The 20,334-nt window shown below is 67.6% G+C and carries 19 protein-coding genes; 10 read left to right on the top strand and 9 right to left on the bottom strand.

Features of this window, described 5'->3' with window-relative positions:
- The 5 genes from DDZ17_RS12275 to DDZ17_RS12255 all read right to left on the bottom strand — a co-directional run bounded on the left by DDZ17_RS12275 (position 1) and on the right by DDZ17_RS12255 (position 7,353).
- Positions 1 to 2,130, bottom strand: a complete 2,130-nt coding sequence (locus DDZ17_RS12275) for a PEGA domain-containing protein (RefSeq protein WP_116367213.1) — start codon at positions 2,128 to 2,130, stop codon at positions 1 to 3.
- Positions 2,131 to 3,663, bottom strand: a complete 1,533-nt coding sequence (locus DDZ17_RS12270) for a tetratricopeptide repeat protein (RefSeq protein ID WP_116367212.1) — start codon at positions 3,661 to 3,663, stop codon at positions 2,131 to 2,133. It lies immediately after the preceding gene.
- Positions 3,664 to 3,702: 39 nt separating this feature from the next.
- A complete protein-coding gene (locus tag DDZ17_RS12265) occupies positions 3,703 to 4,923 on the bottom strand; it encodes a hypothetical protein (protein ID WP_116367211.1) in 1,221 nt (406 codons plus the stop codon).
- The gene (locus tag DDZ17_RS12260) at positions 4,920 to 5,687 is read right to left on the bottom strand and encodes a hypothetical protein (protein WP_157976609.1); all 768 of its coding nucleotides are present in this window, start codon (positions 5,685 to 5,687) and stop codon (positions 4,920 to 4,922) included. The genes DDZ17_RS12265 and DDZ17_RS12260 overlap by 4 nt, the downstream gene beginning before the upstream one ends.
- Before the next feature lie 349 nt (positions 5,688 to 6,036).
- Entirely contained in the window at positions 6,037 to 7,353 is a 1,317-nt protein-coding gene (locus DDZ17_RS12255; protein ID WP_116367209.1) for an energy transducer TonB, read from the bottom strand.
- A gap of 214 nt (positions 7,354 to 7,567) precedes the next feature.
- Here DDZ17_RS12255 and DDZ17_RS12250 point away from each other — a divergent pair, with 214 nt between their 5' ends.
- A complete protein-coding gene (locus DDZ17_RS12250; RefSeq protein WP_116367208.1) occupies positions 7,568 to 8,368 on the top strand; it encodes a thioesterase family protein in 801 nt (266 codons plus the stop codon).
- Positions 8,369 to 8,383: 15 nt separating this feature from the next.
- Here DDZ17_RS12250 and ggt read toward each other — a convergent pair whose 3' ends face one another.
- Positions 8,384 to 10,132, bottom strand: coding sequence for a gamma-glutamyltransferase (ggt, locus tag DDZ17_RS12245; protein ID WP_241505867.1), 1,749 nt, complete (start codon positions 10,130 to 10,132; stop codon positions 8,384 to 8,386).
- Positions 10,133 to 10,223: 91 nt separating this feature from the next.
- Between ggt and DDZ17_RS12240 the strand changes: the two genes are divergently transcribed.
- Both DDZ17_RS12240 and DDZ17_RS12235 read left to right on the top strand, forming a co-directional pair.
- Entirely contained in the window at positions 10,224 to 10,523 is a 300-nt protein-coding gene (locus DDZ17_RS12240; RefSeq protein WP_116367206.1) for a hypothetical protein, read from the top strand.
- Positions 10,524 to 10,566: 43 nt separating this feature from the next.
- A complete protein-coding gene (locus DDZ17_RS12235) occupies positions 10,567 to 11,115 on the top strand; it encodes a DUF4136 domain-containing protein (RefSeq protein ID WP_157976608.1) in 549 nt (182 codons plus the stop codon).
- A gap of 25 nt (positions 11,116 to 11,140) precedes the next feature.
- On the opposite strand, the gene DDZ17_RS12230 is transcribed toward DDZ17_RS12235, so the two are convergent.
- Positions 11,141 to 11,761: a GNAT family N-acetyltransferase gene (locus tag DDZ17_RS12230; RefSeq protein WP_157976607.1), complete on the bottom strand. Its 621-nt coding sequence runs from the start codon at positions 11,759 to 11,761 to the stop codon at positions 11,141 to 11,143.
- Positions 11,762 to 11,808: 47 nt separating this feature from the next.
- Between DDZ17_RS12230 and pdxH the strand changes: the two genes are divergently transcribed.
- Positions 11,809 to 12,447, top strand: a complete 639-nt coding sequence (gene pdxH / locus DDZ17_RS12225) for a pyridoxamine 5'-phosphate oxidase (RefSeq protein ID WP_116367203.1) — start codon at positions 11,809 to 11,811, stop codon at positions 12,445 to 12,447.
- A gap of 109 nt (positions 12,448 to 12,556) precedes the next feature.
- Positions 12,557 to 13,039 carry a lipocalin-like domain-containing protein gene (locus tag DDZ17_RS12220; RefSeq protein ID WP_116367202.1) on the top strand — a complete coding sequence of 161 codons (483 nt, stop codon included), beginning with the start codon at positions 12,557 to 12,559 and terminating at the stop codon, positions 13,037 to 13,039.
- A gap of 76 nt (positions 13,040 to 13,115) precedes the next feature.
- On the opposite strand, the gene DDZ17_RS12215 is transcribed toward DDZ17_RS12220, so the two are convergent.
- Positions 13,116 to 14,402: a CinA family nicotinamide mononucleotide deamidase-related protein gene (locus DDZ17_RS12215; RefSeq protein WP_116367281.1), complete on the bottom strand. Its 1,287-nt coding sequence runs from the start codon at positions 14,400 to 14,402 to the stop codon at positions 13,116 to 13,118.
- A gap of 112 nt (positions 14,403 to 14,514) precedes the next feature.
- Between DDZ17_RS12215 and DDZ17_RS22430 the strand changes: the two genes are divergently transcribed.
- Complete coding sequence (locus tag DDZ17_RS22430; protein WP_277749315.1) at positions 14,515 to 15,090, top strand: NUDIX domain-containing protein; 576 nt, start codon at positions 14,515 to 14,517, stop codon at positions 15,088 to 15,090.
- Between the two features lie 37 nt (positions 15,091 to 15,127).
- Here the strand turns inward: DDZ17_RS22430 and DDZ17_RS12205 are convergent, their stop codons facing one another.
- Entirely contained in the window at positions 15,128 to 15,718 is a 591-nt protein-coding gene (locus DDZ17_RS12205; RefSeq protein WP_116367201.1) for a DUF924 family protein, read from the bottom strand.
- An 89-nt stretch (positions 15,719 to 15,807) separates the two neighbouring features.
- Here DDZ17_RS12205 and DDZ17_RS12200 point away from each other — a divergent pair, with 89 nt between their 5' ends.
- The 4 genes from DDZ17_RS12200 (at position 15,808) to DDZ17_RS12185 (ending at position 20,136) form a co-directional block, all read left to right on the top strand.
- A complete protein-coding gene (locus tag DDZ17_RS12200; protein WP_116367200.1) occupies positions 15,808 to 16,443 on the top strand; it encodes a BamJ family beta-barrel-assembly machinery protein in 636 nt (211 codons plus the stop codon).
- Between the two features lie 25 nt (positions 16,444 to 16,468).
- The gene (locus DDZ17_RS12195) at positions 16,469 to 17,629 is read left to right on the top strand and encodes an iron-containing alcohol dehydrogenase (protein WP_116367199.1); all 1,161 of its coding nucleotides are present in this window, start codon (positions 16,469 to 16,471) and stop codon (positions 17,627 to 17,629) included.
- 90 nt (positions 17,630 to 17,719) lie between these two features.
- Positions 17,720 to 18,517, top strand: a complete 798-nt coding sequence (locus DDZ17_RS12190; RefSeq protein ID WP_116367279.1) for a ParA family protein — start codon at positions 17,720 to 17,722, stop codon at positions 18,515 to 18,517.
- 2 nt (positions 18,518 to 18,519) lie between these two features.
- Positions 18,520 to 20,136: an FG-GAP repeat domain-containing protein gene (locus DDZ17_RS12185; RefSeq protein ID WP_241505866.1), complete on the top strand. Its 1,617-nt coding sequence runs from the start codon at positions 18,520 to 18,522 to the stop codon at positions 20,134 to 20,136.
- The last annotated feature ends 198 nt before the right edge of the window (positions 20,137 to 20,334 follow it).

Below are 20,334 nucleotides of genomic sequence, written 5' to 3'. Positions count from 1 at the left end.
TTACTCCGCGTAACGCGCAATGCGAAATCCTACGTCATCGCGTGCGGCTTGCCCATAATCGCGGTAGGACAAACGCAGTTCGGCCAGTTTGCTGAGTGACCAGCTGGCCCCGCGAATCACAAAGTTATCGCCGCTCTGGGCGCCGAGGGGGTCGGTTTCGCGCCCGGCGTTGGCCGGCGGGATGGTGTACACATCGTGCACCCACTCCGCCACATTGCCGCCCATATCGTACAGGCCCTTGCTGTTGGGTTTGAAGGACGCCACCGGCGCGCTGACCACGTAGCCATCGGTGTAGCCGTTGAGAATACGGCCGGTCACATAGGCCGAGGTGTTGTCGGCGTAGTTCTCCACCGGCTCGGTGGGGGGGAAGGTCTCGCCCCAGGGAAACTTGAGCAGGCTCTCGCCCTCGGCGCGGGCCGCCCAGGCCCACTCCGTCTCGCTCGGCAGGCGGTAACCCAGTGCGTTGGGGTTAAAGCCGGTGACGATGCCCTGCTCCTGCCGGTAGAAGGGTTCCAGGCCCTCCTTGCGGCTCAGCCAGTTGCAGAACTGGGCTGCCTGCTGCCAGCTGACGGCGGCCACGGGCTGGTGCTCGCGGTTCAGGCTGTTGCCTTCCACCTGGCCGGAATTATGGTTGGCCTGGAACTGGCGGAACTGGGCATTGGTGACCTCGGTGGTCTGCAGGTAGAACATGCGCTGCAGGGCCACCGGGCGCAGCACCTCGTTGGCGCGTCGGCCGGACTCCCGCCGGGAGGCGCCCAGGGTGAATTCCTTGAGGGGCGAATCGCCGGGGATGAACAGCTTCAGGGTCTGGCCCAGGGCGGTGGTGATTTGTGGTGTGAGCTTGGCCAGCTTGGCGGCCTCCTGGGTTTGCAGGGCAAATTCCAGCTGCTGTTCGATACCGCTGCGGGGGGTGACCCGCCGGACCACCGTGGCGTAGCCCGGCAGGCTCACTTCAATGCGGTGCTCGAAGGCCGGCAGGCTGAGGGTCTGGCTGCCCTGGCCCACCACCTTGCCGTTCACCTTGACCGTGGCCTCCGGCGGGCTCACCGCCAGGCGCAGTTCGCCCAGCTGGGCGCTGAGGCGCACATGGCGCTCGTCCTGCTCGCCGGCGGCCAGGGTCAGGCTTTCGCTGTGGCGGCGATAGCCGGGCCGGGACAGCTGGATGCGCTGGGCAACCCCGGGCGCCAGCTCCAGCGTCAGCGGGGTCTGCCCCTGGTATTCGCCCTCCAGGGTGACATTGGCGCCGCTCGGGCTGCTGCTCAGTTGCAGCACGCCGGCGGCGGGGGTGAGGGTGATGTTGCCAAGGTCCTGGGGCTGGCCGGCGACAACCTCCAGCGTCTGCTGCCAGGTGGCAAAGCCCGCCAGGCTGAGGCCAAGGCGCTGCTCGCCCTGCAGTACCTCAACCACTGCCGGGGTGGTGGCCACCGCCTCGCCGTCCACCAGCACGGTGGCGCCGGCGGGGTTGCTGGCAAGGCTGATCTCGGCCCAGGCCGGCAGCAGCTGGGCCTGCACCTGCTGGCGCTGCTCGCGGCCGGTGACGTCAATCTCGCGCTCCCAGCTCTGGTAGCGCGGGGCCTCCAGGCGCAGGGTGTGGGGGCCGGCGGCCACTTCCAGGTTGTTCAGTGGCGCATTGCCCAGGGCCTCGCCATCCAGCAGCACGCGGGCGCCGGCCGGCTCGGCGCTGATGTCCAGGCGGCCCGGCAGGGGTGTCAGGGTCAGTAGCACCTGCTGGCTGTCATCGTCAGTGACCTCCAGGCGGGTTTGCAGTGGTGCATAACCCGTGGCGCTGGCGCTCAGGGGGTAGCTGCCGGGGCGAATCAGCACCCGCTCGCCAAAGGGCAGGTGCAGGCCGTCGATGTCGATGCGGGCGTCGAGGCTGGCATGGGAGCTGGCATCGGAGCTGGCATCGGAGCTGGCATCCGTGCCCGCCGCGCCCTTTGCGTCCACGCTGATCAGCACCGAGCGGGCGCTCAGCAAAAAGGCCATCAGCAGGGCGAACAGCAGCCCCAGGCCCAGCAGCAGCCAGCGCAGGGGGTGGTGCCGGCGCTGTGGGCCGGGGGCACCGGGGCTCAACGGTTCAAAGGCTGCCGGGGTAATGGCGCCGTCCCGGGCGCCGCTGGTGTCAGACATTCAGATGGGTTCCGTGCAGGCAATGAGCACCGGGTCGGGCTGGGTGTCTGCGCTGATGGTGAAGGTGCGGCGCACGTCGCGGTAGCCGTTGCGCGTGCCGACGGCGGTGTAGGTGCCGGGGCGCAGCGCCAATTCGCGCTCGGCAAACTGGCCCAGCCGGGCCACCCGGTAAACGGTGACGGTGGTCTGCTGGTCCGAGCGCAGGGTGACCGATACCGGCGCATTGGCGCTGGCCAGCCGTTGTTCGATGGTGGCGATCTGCTGGCTGAGCAGCGGCCCCTTTGACGGCAGGTCGCGGGCCTTGGCCAGTTGTTTGGCGGTGGCCTCGGCGACGGTGGGGTCCGCCAGGCGCTCGGGCTTGGCGATAATGTCCTCAAGCGCTGTTTGCAGCTCGGCCCGGGGTTTGGCACGGGCCAGGCCCTGCTGGGCGAACACCACGCTGGCGTCTATTTCCAGCGCCTGCTGGTAGCTCTCTACGGCGGCCTGCCAGTCCTCGGCCTGCTCCTGGTTCTGGCCCTGGCTTTTCAGTCCGGCCAGGCGCCCGGCGGTTTCGCTGCTGCGCAGTTCGGCCAGTGCGCTGTCCACCTCGCCGGCATCCGGGCGCAGGCTGCGGGCCTGTTTGAAGGCCTCGCGGGCGGCGCCGAAGCGCCCGGCGTCAAGGGCGGCATAACCCTCGCTCATGGCGCGGTTGAAGCGTTGCTCGGTGTAACGGGTTTGCACCCGGGCCAGTTCCGCGCCAGCGCGCTGGTGCTCGGGGTCCAGTTTGACGGCCCCCTGCAGCTGCTCGGTGGCGCTGGCCAGGTCGTCACTGGCCTCGGCTTCTGCCGCGGCATCCAGCGCCGCCATAACCTGGGGCAGGGTTTCGGCGCGCGCCTTGAGCGCGGCCAGTTCGGGGCTTTCGGGGGCCAGCAATTCGGCCCGCGCCAGGTGGGTGGCCAGGGCCTGGGTGTCGCCGGCCTCTATGGCCTTACGCGCCAGGGCGAGCTGTTCTTCCAGCCGCCGGGGCAGGCTGTCGGCAATGGCCTGCAGGGCGTCCAGTGCGCCCTGGTAACGCTCGCTGGCGGCGCTGTAGTTGCGCTCGCGGTACAGCGCGTCACCCTCGCTTGCCAGGGCCGTGGCGGCGGCAAAGTCCTGCGCTGCCCACTGCTGCACACCCTGTTCCTGCAGCGCGCGCTGCTGCTCCAGCAGTGCGGCCAGAATATCTTGGGCCTGTTTGCGCAGCTGCGCCTGCTGGGCATCGGCCCAGGGGCTGCTATCGTCGGCGGCCGGCGCCTCCCGGGGCCGGGTGGTTGATGGCTGCCCGGGGTTTTCTGCGCGGCTTTCGCCGCCGGCGCTGGCGGGTGCGTCCGGCGCTGTTTGCGGCGGGGGCAGAAAGAAGACCACACCCAGTGCAGCCAGCACCAGCACCAGCAGGGCGGGCACCACCCAGCGCGGGCGACCCGCTTCGACGGCGGGCCGGCTGGGTGGGGGGCTTGATTGCCGGGCGGCCGGCTCGAAGGGGGTCGGGGTGAGTTGGTCCTGGTCTGAAGACATGCCTGCTGGGTGTCGCGCCTGTAGGTTACTGCCGGCAGGTCAGGGCGTGTCGCTACGCGCAGCCTGCGAGTTGGCGGCGTTGGGGAGGGCCTCCAGGGCACCGATTTCCGCGCGGTAGATATCCGCCAGGATTTCGCGCCACTGGGCGTACTGATCCTCCACATTGCCGCTGAGCATGATAGTGCGATCTTCCAGTTCTATCACCTGCGGCGTGATTTCCGCCTCCAGCGACATGCCCAGTTCTTCCAGCGCCTCGACGTGAATCTGCGCCTCGTTGCGTTTTTCCAGCCCGCTTTTGAGCAGGTAGCCGCCGCCGATAATGGCCACATTGCCGGCGGCCCGGGTGGAGCCGTCGCCGCCCCCGGCGGCGGCGATGCCCGCCGCCACCGCCACCGCGCCGGCAATCAGCCGGCGGGTACTCTCGGCTTTCAGCTCCTGCATGGCGATCGCTTCTTCGTAGCTCAGTTTGCGCCATTCCTGATAGGGCGCCTGCATCTGGCCGGAAAAACTGCCGTAGTAGGCCTGCATGGTATCCACGAACATGTTGTCGCGCTCGCGAATGCTGTGGATGCGCTCCAGCATCGGGTCGTCGCGGGCCGGCAGGCGCAGCACTTTGTAGTAGCCCTTGTCGGTTTCTTCCAGATAGCTGTCGAAGGCGTCCGGGGAAAAGGTGCGGGCAAAGCGCAGTTCGGTGACCAGCCGGATGTGCTCCAGCTCGGCCATTTTCAGTTTTTGCTGATGCTGCAGCAGGTCGTTGGCAATGCTGTGGTAGATGGCCTGGAAGGGGTCGTACTGCACCCGGGTGGTGCTGTCGTAGGCATAGCGGCTGGCATTGCCGCTGTAGACCTTGTCCAGCCAGCGCCGGTTGCGGGAGTCGCGGGCGGTGATGTGCAGCTGCAATTCCTCGCCGTCGGATTTGAGGATCTTGCCCTCTACGCGCAGGTCGGTGATCTGGGCGGCGCTGGGCACCACCCGCACGGCGCCCCAGGCGCCGCTGTTCTGCATGGCTTCGGACAGCAGGCGTGGCATGTAGCGGGCCTCGGCCTTGCGCACCTCGGGGTAGACCTGTTCGTCCTCTTCGTAGTTGTCCAGGCCCGGGTCGAAGATGGCAATGCCCACGTCCAGCAGCAGGCTCTCCGGCAGGGGCTGGACCGGGGTTTTGAGCGGCGGCACGGAGGTGCTTTTTACGGTCTGGCTGACGCAGCCGGCCAGGGCTGCCGCCAGCACCACCAGGCCAAGGCCGCGCAGCAGCGGGGTCACGGGGAGATGCCTTTGTACTTGCGGTACTCGTCCCACAGCGCTTCGCGCACTTTCGGGTCGGGCTCGCGCATGGCTGCCTCGCGCAGCTGGCGGGCCACCACGTCGTCGTCATCGCCGCTGGGGATGTCCGCCGGGGGTGGGTACTTGGCGGTGTTCTGGGGAACCTGGCCACCGCCGCGGGAGGCGCCGCCCATGCCGCCGCCAGTGCTGTAGCCACCGGCATCGGCCATGTCGCCGCCGTAGGGGCTGTTCCCGCCGCTGCCACCGCCAGCCTGTTCTGGCTGGGCCGGGGCGGGTGCGGGGTTGTCGCGCTCAGCCTGGCGCTGGGCGGTCTGCTCTTCGAGAATCATGGCATCGAATTCGCCAGTGCCCTGTTCCAGGCGGGCGTCGAGAATGGCCACCTGCTCGGCGGGGGTGAGAGGGCCGCTGCCGCCCATGCCCCCGGGCAGGCCCGGATAGGCGCCGGCGGCGCCGCTGCTGCCACTGCCACTTTTGCTGCCGCTGCTATTGCCGCTGCCACTTTGCCCGCCCTGCTGGCTACCGCTCTGGCTGCCCTGCTGGCCGCCCGGTGGCTGGCCGGCATCCGCCATCACATCCTCAAAACCCGGCAGGCCGCCTTGCTGGGTGGGCTCGTCGCGTAGGTCGGGCAGGGCCTGGCCGCCGCCGTCGCCACCGGTGTCGAAGCCGGGTTCGCCACCCGTGCTGGCACCGCCCGGCTGGCCCGTGCTGGCGGTGGCATCGCCATTGCCGCTGTTGCCCGGCATGCCGGCTCCCGGCATCTGGCCGCTGCTGCCACTGGCGCCAGACTGAGCACCGCGGGAGGCCGCGCTGCCCCGGCTGCCGGCCGGCGAGCTGGCGCCCCCGGCGGGTGACGACGCCCCGCCTGGCGAGCTGGCGCCGGCACTTTGCGAACCGCTGGCGCCAGCGCTGGAAGGAGCGCCTGACGAAGAACTGGATGAACTCGACGAACTCGAGCTGGAAGAACTGCTCGGGCTCGGCATGGAGGGCGGCTGGGGCATGGTCGGGTTGCTGGAGCTGGGACAGCCAGCCAGCAGCAGGCAGGCCGCTGTCACGGCTGCTGCGAGCACCCCCCGGCGCCAGTGCCCGGGTGGCTTACCAGTTATTGCTGTCATAGGCCCACACGATATGTTCTGTTGCCACCGGCTCCCCGGCTTCAAAGCGCGGCCGGAACTGGGTCTTGCGCAGCTGCCGCATCAGGCGGTTGACCTTGGCGTCGTTGTCCTCGTAGTCGTCCAGCCGCTCGAGGTCTATCAGGCGCCCGTTCTCGGTCACGCTGAAGCTGAGCAAGGCGTTGCCCTGCTCCTGTGCCACGGTGGGTGGCAAACCCTCAACCCCCTCCAGCGCGGGCAGGGCCACCGGGGCGCCAAACAGCTGCTGCTGGAGTAATTGGGCATCGCTGCTGGCGGCAAGTTCCGCAAAGGCCTGGCGATAATTCGCCAGCGCTTCCTCGTCCTGGCCGTGCCACATCATCCAGTCCGCCAGGCGCAGGTAGGCGTTGGCGGCCACCGCCGCATTGCCGGGCTGCACGGTGGTTTCGATATCCTGAATGGCGCGAATGACCGACAGGCCCTTTTTGTAACTCTGGGCGCGGTAGGCGTTAAAGCGGCTCTGCCCCTGGCGCTCGGCAAAGTCGTATTCTGAGCTGAAGCCGGAGCTGCCCTCGCCCTGGTAGTCGGAGATCAGGTACTGGGCCCGCAGCATGCCATAGAGCGGCGACAGCAACGAGGCCGAGTGCTCGCCCTCGCGCTTGATGATGTCGTTCAGGGCCAGGCGGTAGAGATCCCACATGTTCATCAGGCGGTTGAAGCCGTGCTCACCCAGCCGCAGCTCATAGGCCTGCTGTTGCCAGCCGGCCTGCTGCATCAGCGCATTGGCGCGGCGCGGGCCGCTGGACAGGCTGCGCAGTTGCACCCGGTACAGGTACACCTGGCGTTCGTCGGCGGCGGCAAAATCACCAAGGGCCAGGTGGCTGCGGATTTCCGATTGCAGCAGGGGGATCTGCTCGGCCCCGTAGAGCCCGTCGTTGATGCGCGATAGATGCACCCCGCGCTTGAAGATGGCAATGGCCTCGGCGTGCTCCCCACTCTGCTGCAGGGCACTGCCCAGGCTCATCAGGTGCTCCGACACATTGGGGCTGTAGGCGCCCTCGTTGCGTTCAATGTCGGCGATAACATTCCGGTAGGACTGTATATCGAGCCGGTCCTGTTCGCGGGTCAGCTCGTCCAGCGAACTGCCGGGCTCGGTGAGATCGGCAGGCTCGGTTGAATCGCCAGGCAGCGCAGCGGGGGGTGTCACGGCGGCGTTGCCGGCGGGTTGGTTGGGGTCCATCGCGTTGTGGTCGGCGCTGGACTGTAATTGCTCGGCTACTTCTTCGGGTGTGTCGCCGGCAAGGCTTGCCGGGCTCGCCATACAAAGCAGCCCCGCTGCCAGTAAAAGGCGGCGCAGTTGCGCCCCGGGCAGGCCGGGGAGAGGCATTGGCTTATTGGTCACCGGCGCAGTTCCGTCTCGAGCCTGTTTACCAGTATATACACTGTAGCCAGACCCACACAAAAATCGCCAGCGAGGCGGCGGGCACGGTGCCTGTTAGACTGTGCGCCATTTCAACAACAGTAGAGGACAGGCAGTGGGACAGTTTGCGCGCGAGACTGCGGTGGAAAAAGTCAGCGAAGGACGCTGGCGCGGAGCGTTGTTCGAGGGCTGGCGCATTGGCGCGGTACCCAATGGCGGTTATGTGCTGGCGCTGGCCGGGCGCGCCCTGTCCGAGGCGCTGTCGGAAGGCTCGGCGCATGGCGACCCGCTGGCCGTCAACGCCTTTTATCTCGCCCCCACTACCCTTGGGCCCATCGACTGCACTGTTGAAGTGCTGCGCCAGGGCGGCAGCACCACCCACGCCAGCGCGCGGCTCTACCAGCAGGGCGAACTGAAGGTGGTGGTGACGGCAGCCTACACCGACCTGACGCGCCTCAGCGGCCCCAACTGGCAACAGACACCGGCGCCGGATTACCCCGCCTTTGCTGACTGCCCGGTGCGCGGCGGCCCGAAGCTGGAGTTTCGCCAGCGGATTGATTTGCGCCTGGCTGAGGGGGGCGATGTGTTTCTCAACCAACAGCCCGGCGGCGGTGGCGTTTTTGGCGGCTGGGTGGCCCATGCCGACGGCGCCGACCCTGACCCCATTGGCCTGCTGATGTTTGCCGATGCCTTTCCGCCGCCGGCCCTGGATTTGGTGGGGCTGATGGGTTGGGTGCCCACGGTGGAGCTGACCGTGCAGCTGCGGGCGCGCCCGGCGCCAGGGCCGATCAAGGCCCGGTTGCGCTCGCGCTACCTCACCGAAGGGGTGATTGAGGAAGACGGTGAATACTGGGACAGCAGCGACCGGCTCGTGGCCCTGTCGCGGCAGACGGCCAAGGTGCGCCTGCCCAAATAACAGCCCGGACCGACGCTAGTAGCCCGCCACGTGGCCGCCCGGGCGGCGGCTGTCGGTGGCGCCGTACAAATGGCCGTTCTCCAGCATGATGGACTGGGTGCGCCCCAGGGTGCGGTCGCTGGTTTCCACCGTGTGACCCATGCCCTTGAGTAGTTCAATCGTGTCCGGGCTGACACCCTGTTCCACCCGCAGTACGTCGGGCAGCCACTGGTGGTGGATGCGGGCGCCGGCCGCGGCGGCGGCGATGTTCATGTCAAACACCATGGCGTTCAGCAGGGTTTGCAGCACGGTGGTGATGATCACACTGCCGCCGGGGCTGCCGGTGGCCAGCCAGGGCTTGCCGTCGCGCAGCACCAGGGTCGGGCTCATGGAAGACAGTGGGCGCTTGCCGCCCTCGATGCGGTTGGACTCGCCCTCCACCAGTCCGTAGGCGTTGGCGCTGCCAGGGGCGGCGGCGAAGTCCGCCATTTCGTTGTTCAGCAGCATGCCGGTGCCCGGCACCGCAATGTGGGAGCCAAAGCTGAAGTTGAGGGTGTAGGTATTGCTGACCACATTACCGCTGGCATCCGCCACGGTGTAGTGGGTGGTGTCCTTGCTCTCGGGCTGCATGGCCGCTCCCGGGCGGATCGCGCTGGCGGGGGTGGCTCGCTGGGGGTTGATGCTGGCGCGCTGGCGCGCGGCGTAGTCCTTGCTGGTGAGCTGCGCCTGCGGCACGTCGACAAAATCGGTATCCCCCAGGTACTGGCTGCGGTCGGCGTAGGCGAGCTTCATGCTTTCCGTCAGGTAGTGCAGGTAGGCGGCGCTGTTGTGGCCGGCCTCGGCCAGCGGCAGGCCTTCGAGGATGTTCAGCATCTGGATGATGTGAATGCCGCCAGAGGAGGGCGGCGGGGTGGACACCACCTCAAAGTCGTGGAAGGTGCCGCGCACCGGCTCGCGCTCCACCGCGCGGTAGGCCGCCAGGTCCTGGCGGGTGATCAGGCCGTCGCCGCGTTCCATTTCCGCCACGATGCGCTCGGCCACCTCGCCGTCGTAAAAACCCTTGTTGCCGTGCCTGGCGATCTGCTTCAGGGTCCAGGCCAAATCTGGCTGGCGCCAGGTGTCGCCAATGGCGTAGGCGCTGCCGTCGGCCTTGAAGAACAGGCGGTTGGCCTCCGGGTTTTGCCGCAGGCGCTCGGCGCGGGCGTTGATTTCAAAATTGAGGGCGAAGGACACGGTCAGGCCCTGTTCCGCCAGGGCGATGGCCGGGGCCAGCACCTGTTCCTGGCTCATGCTGCCGTAGTGCTCCAGGGCATAGAGCAGGCCCGCCACCGTGCCCGGCACGCCGGCGGACTGGTGGCTGAAGTACATGCGCATGCGGTCCACCTGGCCTTTATCGTCCAGGTAGAGGTCGCGGCCGGCGGCTGCCGGGGCGGTTTCGCGGTAGTCGATCAGGGTCTGGCGTTTTTCATCGGCCAGGTGAATCAGCATAAAACCGCCGCCGCCGAGGTTGCCGGCCCGGGGGTAGCTCACCGCCAGCGCAAAGCCGGTGGCCACCGCCGCATCCACCGCGTTGCCACCCTGCTGCAGAATCTGCTTGCCGATTTCGCTGGCCAGCACCTCCGGCCCCGCCACCATGCCGTGCTCGGCCACCACCGGCAGGAAGCGGCTGCGGTAGTCGATGATAGGTAGTTGCGCATCGGCGGCCTGGCGGGCCTGCACGGCGGGCTGCAGCAGGGCAGTAAAGCTGATAAACACCAGCAGGGTGGTGCGAAGTGCGCGGATCACGGTGTTCTCCCCGGAAAAAATCAGGCAAAACTTTAACTGTTTTGCCGCCCAGCGCATACTTTTTCCCCTTTTAGCGGCGGGAGTGCGTGCCATGGAACCACTGCGGGCAGAGGTTGAGCGACGCTGGCAGGCCCTGTTTGCGGCATTGCTGGCCGGGCAGGATGCGCCCCCCGGGCAGCGCCTGCGGCTGGAGGGCCTGATGGAGGCCATCGCCCTGCTGGAGCCGGGTTGCGAGCACGCCCTGCAGGACGCCATGGATGCGAAGTACCGCGCCGTGTTCGGGCGCGGGCTGGCCGAGGATTTTGGCGACCAGTGGCGAGATTTTTATCCCTTCCCGCAAATTCCCGCGGTGATGCAGCGGGCGCCGGTGTGGCCCAGCACCGCCGACTGAGCGTATCCACCGCAAGCCAACCGACAACACAAGGAACCCCAACGTGACAACACCCCCCCTGCGCGGCCTGTGGCTGGGCCTTGCCCTGCTGGCGGCTGGCTGTGCCACCGAAGTGCCGGCGCCGCGCGTTGACTACAGCGCCAGTTACGATTTCAGCCTGCTACACCGCCTGGCCCTGCAGCCGCCGGGTGACGGACAGGCGGCAGGCCTGGCCCCCGAGCGGGTGGCCGCCATCAACCAGGCCCTGGCGGCAGCGGTGGTGGAAAAGGGCATTACCGTGGTGGAGCAGGCCGACAACGCCGATGCCCTGCTGCGCTGGCACCTGGCCGGCAGCGACCCCGCGGCCAATGCCGCCTACGACAGCATGAGCCTGTACAGCTGCTGGCGCTGCGGCACCGCGGTGGCGGATGTGGGCATGCCGGCCTGGCAGCCGGGCACCCTGGTGGTGGATGTGCTTGAGCGGCGCGAGGGCCGTCCGCTGTGGCGCGCTACCGTGGACACCCGGCTCACGCCTGGCGGCAGTGCGCTGACCGACGAGGAGCGCCGCGAGGCGGCGCGCACGGTGCTGGCGAACTTTCCACCGCTTCCCTGAGGCCACCGCTATCTTGAGGCTGCGTTCAGCGCGCCTCGCGCCACATAAACCAGACCTGCGGGCCGCCGTTGGGCAGTGCCGCCTCGGCGCGGGTGTCAAAGCCGTGGCGCTGGTACAGGGGCAGGTTGCGCGGGTTGGAACACTCCAGATAAGCGGGCATGTGCTGGCCATCGCACACCCGCAGGCCGGCTTTGAGCAGGGCGGCGCCCACGCCCTGGCCCTGGTCGCGCTGCCGGGCGCCGATGAACTGCAGGTGAAAGTGGGGCTCGGCCGGCTTGTGGCGGGCAAACAGGCCCGCCTGCTGCTGCAGGCGCCGCAGCGGGCCGGGGCCCATGCGCCACAGGCAGCGCGCCACCAGCTTGAGCAGGGCGACCCCCGGGGGCAACTCAAAGGGCACGTTGGGCGGCAGCCACAGGGCCGCGCCGCGGCCTTCGCATTCCAGTTGTACCAATCCCCTTGGCAGGCCACTACCGTGCAGGATGAGGCGGAACAGATCCGGGTAAATGCTGCTGTCGGGGAAGATCCAGTTGAGGATGGGATCGTGCTCGAAGGCGTCGCTGAGGGTTGCCACCAGCGTATCGAGGTGGGCCTCGGAGCCACTGTCGATGACCGGCATGCCGGCGTCCGGTGCCGCTTTACCTTCCATTGTCGCGCCCCTACCATGTCTGCCCCGCAAGCCTAACAGGAGGCCCCATGCGTTACGAGGACTTCAGGCGCGAGTACCTGGCCGGTGGCTTAAGCCGCGAGATGCTCAACGACTGCCCCATCCGCCAGTTTGAACAGTGGCTGGAACAGACCGTGGGCAGCGAGCTGCAGGATCCCACCGCCATGGTGCTGTCCACCATCGACGACGCGGGCCGACCCTGGCAGCGTATTGTGTTGATGAAGGGCGTATCCACCGCGGGCTTTGTGTTCTACACCAACTTCACCAGCAACAAGGCCCGGGATATCGCCGGCAACCCGCAGGTGTCGCTGTTGTTTCCCTGGAACGTGCTGGACCGGCAGGTGATTGTGGGCGGCCGCGCCGAGAAAATGAGCGTGGCGGAATCGGCGCGCTACTTTCTCTCTCGCCCCCGGGAGAGCCAGCTGGCGGCCTGGGCCTCGGCCCAGAGCCGGCCCATTTCCAAGCGCGCCCTGCTGGAAGCCCAGGTGCAGAAAATGCGCGATCGGTTCGGTCGCGGCGAAATCCCCATGCCCGACTTCTGGGGCGGCTACCGCGTGGTGCCCGAGCGCATCGAATTCTGGCAGGGCGGTGCCCACCGCCTGCACGACCGCTTCCGCTACACCCGCCAGGACGACAGTGGCTGGGGGATTGAGCAGTTACAGCCTTGATCCAGTAAACAGCCCTGAGCTGACAGAAAGCCTTGAGCTGACAGAAAGCCCTGAACCAAACCCAAGCCCCGGCGTTCAAACAACGCGGGCAACGACAAAGGAGCAAACGATGATTCAAGCAAGCGATCTGGCCGGTACCTGGCAGCTGGAGTCCTGGACCATCGGCTATTCCAATAGCGACAAACTGAGTAACCCCTTCGGCGAAGACCCCCAGGGTCTGCTGCTGTACACGGCGGATGGCTGGATGAGTGCCTCGGTCTGCCGGCCGGACCGCGCCCGGCTGCCCGAGGGCGAAAGCCCGCGCACCCTGCCGGATGCGGCCAAGGCCGAGGCCTACGCCAGCTACTTCCACTATGCCGGGCGCTACCGGGTGCAGGACGGCGATGTGATTCACTACGTCAGCCAGAGCCTGAACCCCAACTTCCCCGGCAGCGAGCAGCTGCGCCACGCGGAACTGGACGGCCAGACCCTGGTGCTGAGCGGCAAGGACCAGGTGGGCGAGGTGACCCGCTTTCACTCCCTGGTGTGGCACCGGGTGGCCCAGGCGGACAGCGCGGTGCCGGCGATCGATAGCGACTTTGGCAGCGACTAGGGCGGCGACTAGGGCGGCGACTAGGACAGTGACTAGGGTGGCAGGCCGGCTGCGTCGGCACTAACCCCTATTCACTTCAGCCCACCCGGCGCTGGGCGAAGTAGCGGGGCTGGCTGTTAAGGCCCAGCAGGCGTCGGCGGATCATGTCCAGGCCGGCGGCGGCCAGCATAGTCTGGAACAGGGTGCGCTCCACCGGCCAGTACAGTTGCAGGGCCTCGATATTGCCTTGCTCGCCCCAGGCCAGCCACACGGTGCCCACCGGCTTGTCGGGGCTGCCGCCGCCGGGGCCGGCGATGCCGCTGACGGCAATGGCGTAGTCGGCACCGGCCCGCGCCAGCGCCCCCTCGGCCATTTGCCGCACCACCGCTTCGCTCACCGCCCCGTGCTCGCGCAGGGTATCTTCGCGCACCCCCAACACCGCCGTTTTGATGGCGTTGTCATAAGTGACGAAACCGGCGTGGAAGGCGTCCGACGAGCCGGCAATGCGGGTCAGCATGCTGGCGATCAAGCCGCCGGTGCAGGATTCGGCGGTGGCCAGGGTCTTGCCCCGCGCGCGCAGTAAATCCAGCACCGCCCCGGCCAGCTGGGTGTCCCCCTCGCCAATGATGTGATCGCCAAACAGCGCCTGCAGTTGGGCGTGGCAGCGGTCGCGGGCGGGTAGGGCGGCGCCGCTGGCCACACTGAGCTTGATTTCCATTTGCGGGGCGCCGGCGCGAAAGCCCAGCTCCACCTCTGCCGGCCAGTTGGGGCAGGCATCGGCAATCATCTGCTGGGCCGAGGATTCGCCCAGGCCAAAGGTCTGCAGGCGCAGTACGTTGTGCTCACTGGCGCCGCCGCTGGCCCCGGCCAGCTCGGCGACGATGGTATCCAGCATGCGGGTCAGCTCGCTGGGCACCCCCGGGGTGCAAATGATGCGGCAGCGCCCCACGGTCAGTGCAAAACCCACCGCGCTGCCCACCGGGTTGGGCACCAGTTCGCAGCCGGCGGGCAGCATGGCCTGCTTGCGGTTGGCGGCGTTCAAGGGCAGGTTGCGCCTGGCGCACCACTGTTCGAGATGGGCGATGGCGCCGGGGTGTTCTTCCAGTGCAACGCCGGCCACCGCGGCCAGTATTTCCGCCGTGAGGTCATCCACCGTGGGGCCGAGCCCGCCGTTGACGATCACCAGGTCGGCCTCTTCTGCCATGGCCGCCAGCTCCCGCACCAGCAGGGCGCGGTCATCGCCCACGGTCACCTTGCGCCGCACCGGAATGCCAACTTCCCCTAGGCGGCGGGCAATCAGGGCGGAGTTGGAGTCCACCGTGTCGCCGCTCATGATTTCGTTGCCGGTCAGCAGCAGTTGCACGCAGGGGGTTGGGTTTGCCATGGCAGTCACGCGTTCGGTATTCGGGGGGCACAGCATATCCCACAATGCGCGGCGCGGCGCAAAGTGCTACCTTGCCGTCAAAGTCACGCAGCGGGCCAAAGGGGAGGGTGCCATGCGCATGCGGTATTGCCCCGAATGTGGCGGGGCGCTGGTGCCCCGCACGGTGGCGGGGCAGCCGCGCAACCACCAGTTTTGCCCGGCCTGCGGCGAGCCGCGCTGCGAATCGCCGATGGTGGTGGTCACCTGTTTTGTGGCCAGCGGCAAGCGCCTGTTGTGGATTCGCCGCGCCCTGGCGCCCAAGGCCGGCCTGTGGGCCATTCCCGGCGGCTATCTGGAAGGGGGGGAAACCCTGGCCGAGGGCGCCGCGCGGGAGCTGCGCGAGGAAACCGGCGTGGTGATACCGCCCCAGCGCCTGCAGCTGTACATGACCGGCACCCTGACCTTCATCAACCAGATCTACGTGGGCTTTCGCGCCACGGTCGACAGCGACTTCACCCTGCCGGGCGTGGAGTCGCTGGACTGCGCCTTCTTCTCCCGCGACGAATGCCCCTGGCAGGAGGTGGCCTACCCCGAGGTGAACAACGCCGTGGAGCAGGCCTACCGCGACCTGGACGCCGGGCGCTTTTCCGTGTGGCACGCCGAGATGACCGGCAAACACTATTCACTGGTGCCGGTGGATACCCGTTAAGGCTTTTGCCGCGAAGAGGCGTTGCTGAAGCGGCGCGTCAGAAACCGCCGTGCTCCTTCAGGTGGGCCGCCTCGTCGTCGGTAGTGGCCCGCCCCAGAACGGCGTTGCGGTGGGGAAAGCGGCCAAAGCGGGCAATCACGTCCCGGTGGGCCTGTGCGTAGCGGCGAAAGCCGGCAAAGTCGGGATGGCCGGTGACGGCTTCCAGCTCTTCAAACAGCGCCACGCACTCCTCCTGGGCGTCCAGGTTTTCGGCGTGCTCCAGCGGCAGGAACACAAACACCTGGTAAATGGCCGGCAGGCGCTGGTGGTGGCCGGCGGCAATAAAGGCCTGGGCCAGCGCCAGGGCCTGGGGGTCGCCGCTGTAGGCGCGGGCGTCGTTGCGGTACAGGTTGCGCGGGAACTGATCCAGCAACAGCAGCAGGGCCACCAGGCCCCGGTCGTGCTCGGCCCAGGCATTCAGCTGCCCCGCCAGGGCCTGCTCTACCAGCGCGCCGTAGCGGGCGCGGATGTAGTCGTCGGTGTCCGCATCCTTGCGGAACCAGAGCCCGTGACGGTCTTCCTTCGGCATGCCGGCGTCGGTCAATTCGCCGAACCAGAAGTCGATGACGTCGTCGATATCTCCGGTCATGGTCGTCTCCTTTGGCTACCCCGTGGCGGATCACGATTGTGGTATGGTGCCGCCTTCCTCTCCTTCCCCCAGCATAGTGGAATATTTTCATGGCACTACAACCCGAGGTGGAACTGACCACCGACGAGCAGAAAGTGAGTTACGGCTTTGGCCTGCAGTTTGGCGACCAGCTGCGCCGCAACCAGTTCGAGGGGATGGACCTGCAGGCAGTGATGGCCGGCATGCAGCACTGGTTTAACGCCCAGCAGGCCCTGCTGTCGGACGCCGAGCTCAACCCCAGTTACCAGGCGGTGCAGGACAAGCAAAAAGCGGCTGCCGCCGAACTGGCCAGCAAGCGCAGCGAGCTGGCCCGCCAGTTCCTTGAGGCCAACGCCGCCCGTGACGAGGTGGCCACCACCGCCAGCGGGCTGCAGTACGAAGTGCTCGAAGCCGGCCCCGGCGGCGCATCGCCCGGCCCGGGCGACGAGGTGGTTGTGCACTACCACGGCACCTTTGTCGATGGCACCGTGTTTGACAGCTCCGTGGAGCGCGGCGAGCCCGCCGAGTTCGGGGTCAACCAGGTCATCCCCGGCTGGACCGAGGCCCTGCAGCTGATGAGCGTGGGCGACAAGTGGCGTATCGCCTGCCCGCCGGCCCTGGCCTATGGAGAGCAGGGCGCCGGCGGCACTATTCCGCCGAATACCGCGCTGGTGTTTGAGGTGCACCTGATCGCGGTCAAGGACTGACACCACACCTGCCCGGGAGGCTTCCATGAGTGCCAACATCACCCTGCCACGCGTTCTGCGCATTGGCGCCGGCGCCAGCGGCGAGCTGGCGGCGGTGCTGGCCGAGCTGGGCTACCAGCGGCCGCTGCTGGTGACCGACCCCTTCATGATGGCCCAGGGCTTTGGCGAGCGCCTGATGGCGCCGCTGACCGAGGCCGGCGTGGCCTGGGGCCTGTTTGGCGAGTGCGTGCCCGACCCCACCACCGGCAGCGTGGCGGCGGGCCTGGCCGCCTGGCAGGCGGGTGACTACGACTGCCTGGTCGCCCTTGGCGGCGGCAGTTCCCTGGATACCGCCAAGGCGGTGGCGGTGCTGGCCCGCCACGGTGGCCATATGCGCGACTACAAGGTGCCGGCGGCGGTGCACAGCGCCGCGCCGGTGATTGCCGTGCCCACCACCGCCGGCACCGGTTCCGAGGTGACCCGGGCGGCGGTGATTACCGACACTGACACCGACGAAAAGATGCTCTGCATGGGCCTTGGCCTGGTACCCGTGGCGGCCCTGGTGGACTATGAACTGACCCTGTCCATGCCGCGGCGCCTCACCGCCGATACCGGGCTGGACAGCCTCTGCCACGCATTGGAGGCCTACGTCAGCCGCAAGGCCAACCCCTTTACCGACGGCGTTGCCCTGTCGGCCCTGCGCACCATCAGTGAGCACATCCGCACCGCCTGCGCCGAGCCGGACAACCGCCCGGCCCGGGAGGCCATGATGCTGGCGGCCACCTGGGGCGGCATGGCCTTTGCCAATGCCTCGGTGACCCTGATTCACGGCATGAGCCGCCCCATCGGCGCCCACTTCCATGTGCCCCACGGCCTGTCCAACGCCATGCTGCTGCCGGCGGTGACCGCCTGGTCGCTGCCCGGCAACCCGGCGCGCTACGCCGAGGCGGCCCGGGTGATGGGCATGGCCAGCGGTGCTGATGGCGACGACCTGGCCCTCGATAAACTGGTGGCGGGCCTGCAGCAGTTGAACGCCGACCTTGAAGTACCCGGGCCGGCGGCCTGGGGCATCGACGCCGCGCGCTGGCAGGCCCTGCTGCCGACCATGGCGGAGCAGGCCCTGGCCTCCGGCTCTCCCGGCAACAACCCGCGCCTGCCGCAGGCGCAGGACATTGTCGAGCTGTACCAGCAGGTGTGGGACGCCTGAGGCAAATTCCGCGCCGCGCTTACATTGCCAACAGCCATTGATTACACTCGGGCCTTCTTTTTTTGCTGAGTCCGAGTGGTTTTTCGCTTTATGAGACGCGTTGTATTCAACCAGAAAGGGGGTGTGGGCAAGACCAGCATCACCTGTAACCTCGCCGCCATTTCCGCCCAGCAGGGTTACCGCACCCTGGTGCTGGACCTGGACGTGCAGGGCAACACCACCCACTACCTGGTGGGCGAAATCGACGCCGAGGCCTTTCCGGCGGAGGCCCAGGGCGTGGCGGGGCTGTTCAAGCAGACCGTGGGGCCGCGCAAAATGCGCAACAACCCCGATTCCTTCGTGTGGGAAACCCCCTGGGAAAACCTCTACCTGATGCCCTCCAGCCCGGTGCTCACCCAGATGGAGAAAGAGCTGGAATCGCGCTACAAAATCTACAAACTGCGCGACGCCCTGGACAAACTCGACAGCGAGTATGACCGCATCTATATCGATACCCCGCCCAACTTCAACTTCTATTCCAAGTCGGCCCTGATTGCCGCCGATGCCGTGCTGGTGCCCTTCGACTGCGACAGCTTCGCCCGCCAGAGCCTGTACGCCCTGATGGAGAACATTGCCGAGCTGCAGGAAGACCACAACCCCGAGCTGGAGGTGGAGGGTATTGTCATCAACCAGTTCAACAGCCAGGCGCGGCTCCCCGGGGAGCTGGTGGCCGAGCTGGAAGACGAGGGCTACCCGGTACTGTCCACCTACCTGACCAGCTCGGTGAAAATGCGCGAGTCCCACCGGGAGCACCGCCCCCTGATCGACCTGGCCCCCAGCCACAAGCTGACCCAGCAGTACCTGCAGCTGCACGAAGAGCTGGAGGACGCCCTGTCGCGGGCGGCTTGAGGGTGCGCCTGCAGTCTGTACTGGCGTTCGCGCTTTTCCCTGCGCTGGTGACCGCAGCCCTGCTGGTGCCGGCGGCGGTGAGCGCGGCGCAAGACACCGTGCTCACCGTGGCCGAAACCCCCAGCCGGGCGCGCGCCGCGGATGGCACGTATATCAGCTGGGCCGAACACCTCATCGACAGCGAAGACATCAACGGCGGCCTGCCCATCCGGGGCGGCGATGGCCTGAAAATGGCCGATATCGACGGCGACGGCTTTGCCGACGTGGTGTCGGTACACGAAGACTCCAACCATCTGCGCATCGCCTTCGGCAGCGCCGACCCCGATCGCTGGACCCTGGTGACCCTGGGCGAGGGGGCCATTGCCGCGGCGGCGGAAGATGTCGCCATTGGCGACATCAACGGTGACGGCCGCCTGGATCTGTTCTTTGCCTGCGAAGAAGGCCACCTGGTGTACTACCAAAACCCCGGCGAGGGCGTCCGCAGCGGGCGCTGGCCGCATGTGATCCCCGCGCCCACCCGGGGGCGCGGCTCCTGGCTGCGGGTGTTCCTCGCCGATGTGGATCGCGATGGCCAGCTGGATGTGCTGGCGGCCAACAAGGGCGGCAGCGACGTGATCGACCCGCAGGCCGGCGAACCCCTGGAGGGCACCACCTCCCTGCTCACCCTGCACGGCGACCCGCTGGCGGCAGACAGCTGGCGGGAGCAGGTGCTGCTGCGCGAAGGTGTGCCGAATATTGCCCTACCGGTGGACATCGACAGCGACGGCGACGCCGATGTGCTGGCTGCCTCGCGGCTGGAAAACCGGCTGTTCCTGGTGGAAAACCTGGGGCCCGGGGCTAAAACCAAGGCCGGTGCCAACAAAGCGACCAATGCGCTCGCCACCCGCGTGCACGAGATCAGCATCGCCGCCGGCTTTGCCACGGCGGCGGACTGGTCTGCGGGCAGCAGCGCCTTCCATGCCGCCGTCAGCGACTTGAACGGCGATGGCCGGCAGGACCTGGTGCTGGTGGTCATGGAGTCCGTGGCTGGCAAGGTGGCAGCCATGAAACTGGGCTGGCTGGCCCAGCCCGCCACCCTGGATGCGCCCTGGCGCTACCACCGGATCGGCGACTTCCTGCCGGACTGGCTCACCGGTTACGCCCTGGCGGATATCGACGGAGATGGTGACCTCGATGTGATGGTCGGCGGTTATTCCGGGGTGAACGTGCTTGCCGGGGCCTATTCCGGAGCCTCCCGCGACTACGACGACCCCCGCGTCACCCCCAGCGATTCCACCGGCCGGCTGGCCTGGTTCGAGAACCCGGGCGCCACAGACGGCGCCGGCGACTGGCCGCGGCATGATATTGCGCGCCGGGTGCGCGGCATGTACGACGAGTTTCTGCCCCGTGACATGGACGGTGACGGCGACCTGGATTTTGTGGCCACCCGCGGCAATGCCGGCAGCTTCGATGGGGTGTTCTGGCTGGAGCAGCGCCGCAGCGCGCAGGCCGAGCCGGCCTTTGCCCCGGCCCGGCAACAGGAGAGCCGCCACCTGCCACTGCCGCCTGCCGACTGGCGCGCGCACTACGACCCGCGCTCTACCCGGGTTGCACCGAACAAGCGGGCTGCCGCTCACTAACTAAGGATGGCGCAGTTTTGCCCGGTTTGGCCCGGCCCGGTTTGGCCTGACGTGGCCCGGCCCGATAGGGTCTGGCCTGATCAGGCTTGCTGCAGGGCCTGTTTTATCGGTCTCCCAGGCCCCTGATAGGTAAATCCTATAACAACTCCCTGTAGATTGTTTTCAGTCAATCAATAATCATTATCGTTTGCATTATTG

The organism is Parahaliea mediterranea (assembly GCF_003402235.1).
Lineage (GTDB): Bacteria > Pseudomonadota > Gammaproteobacteria > Pseudomonadales > Halieaceae > Parahaliea > Parahaliea mediterranea.
This window is presented reverse-complemented; position numbering and strand designations above follow the sequence as displayed.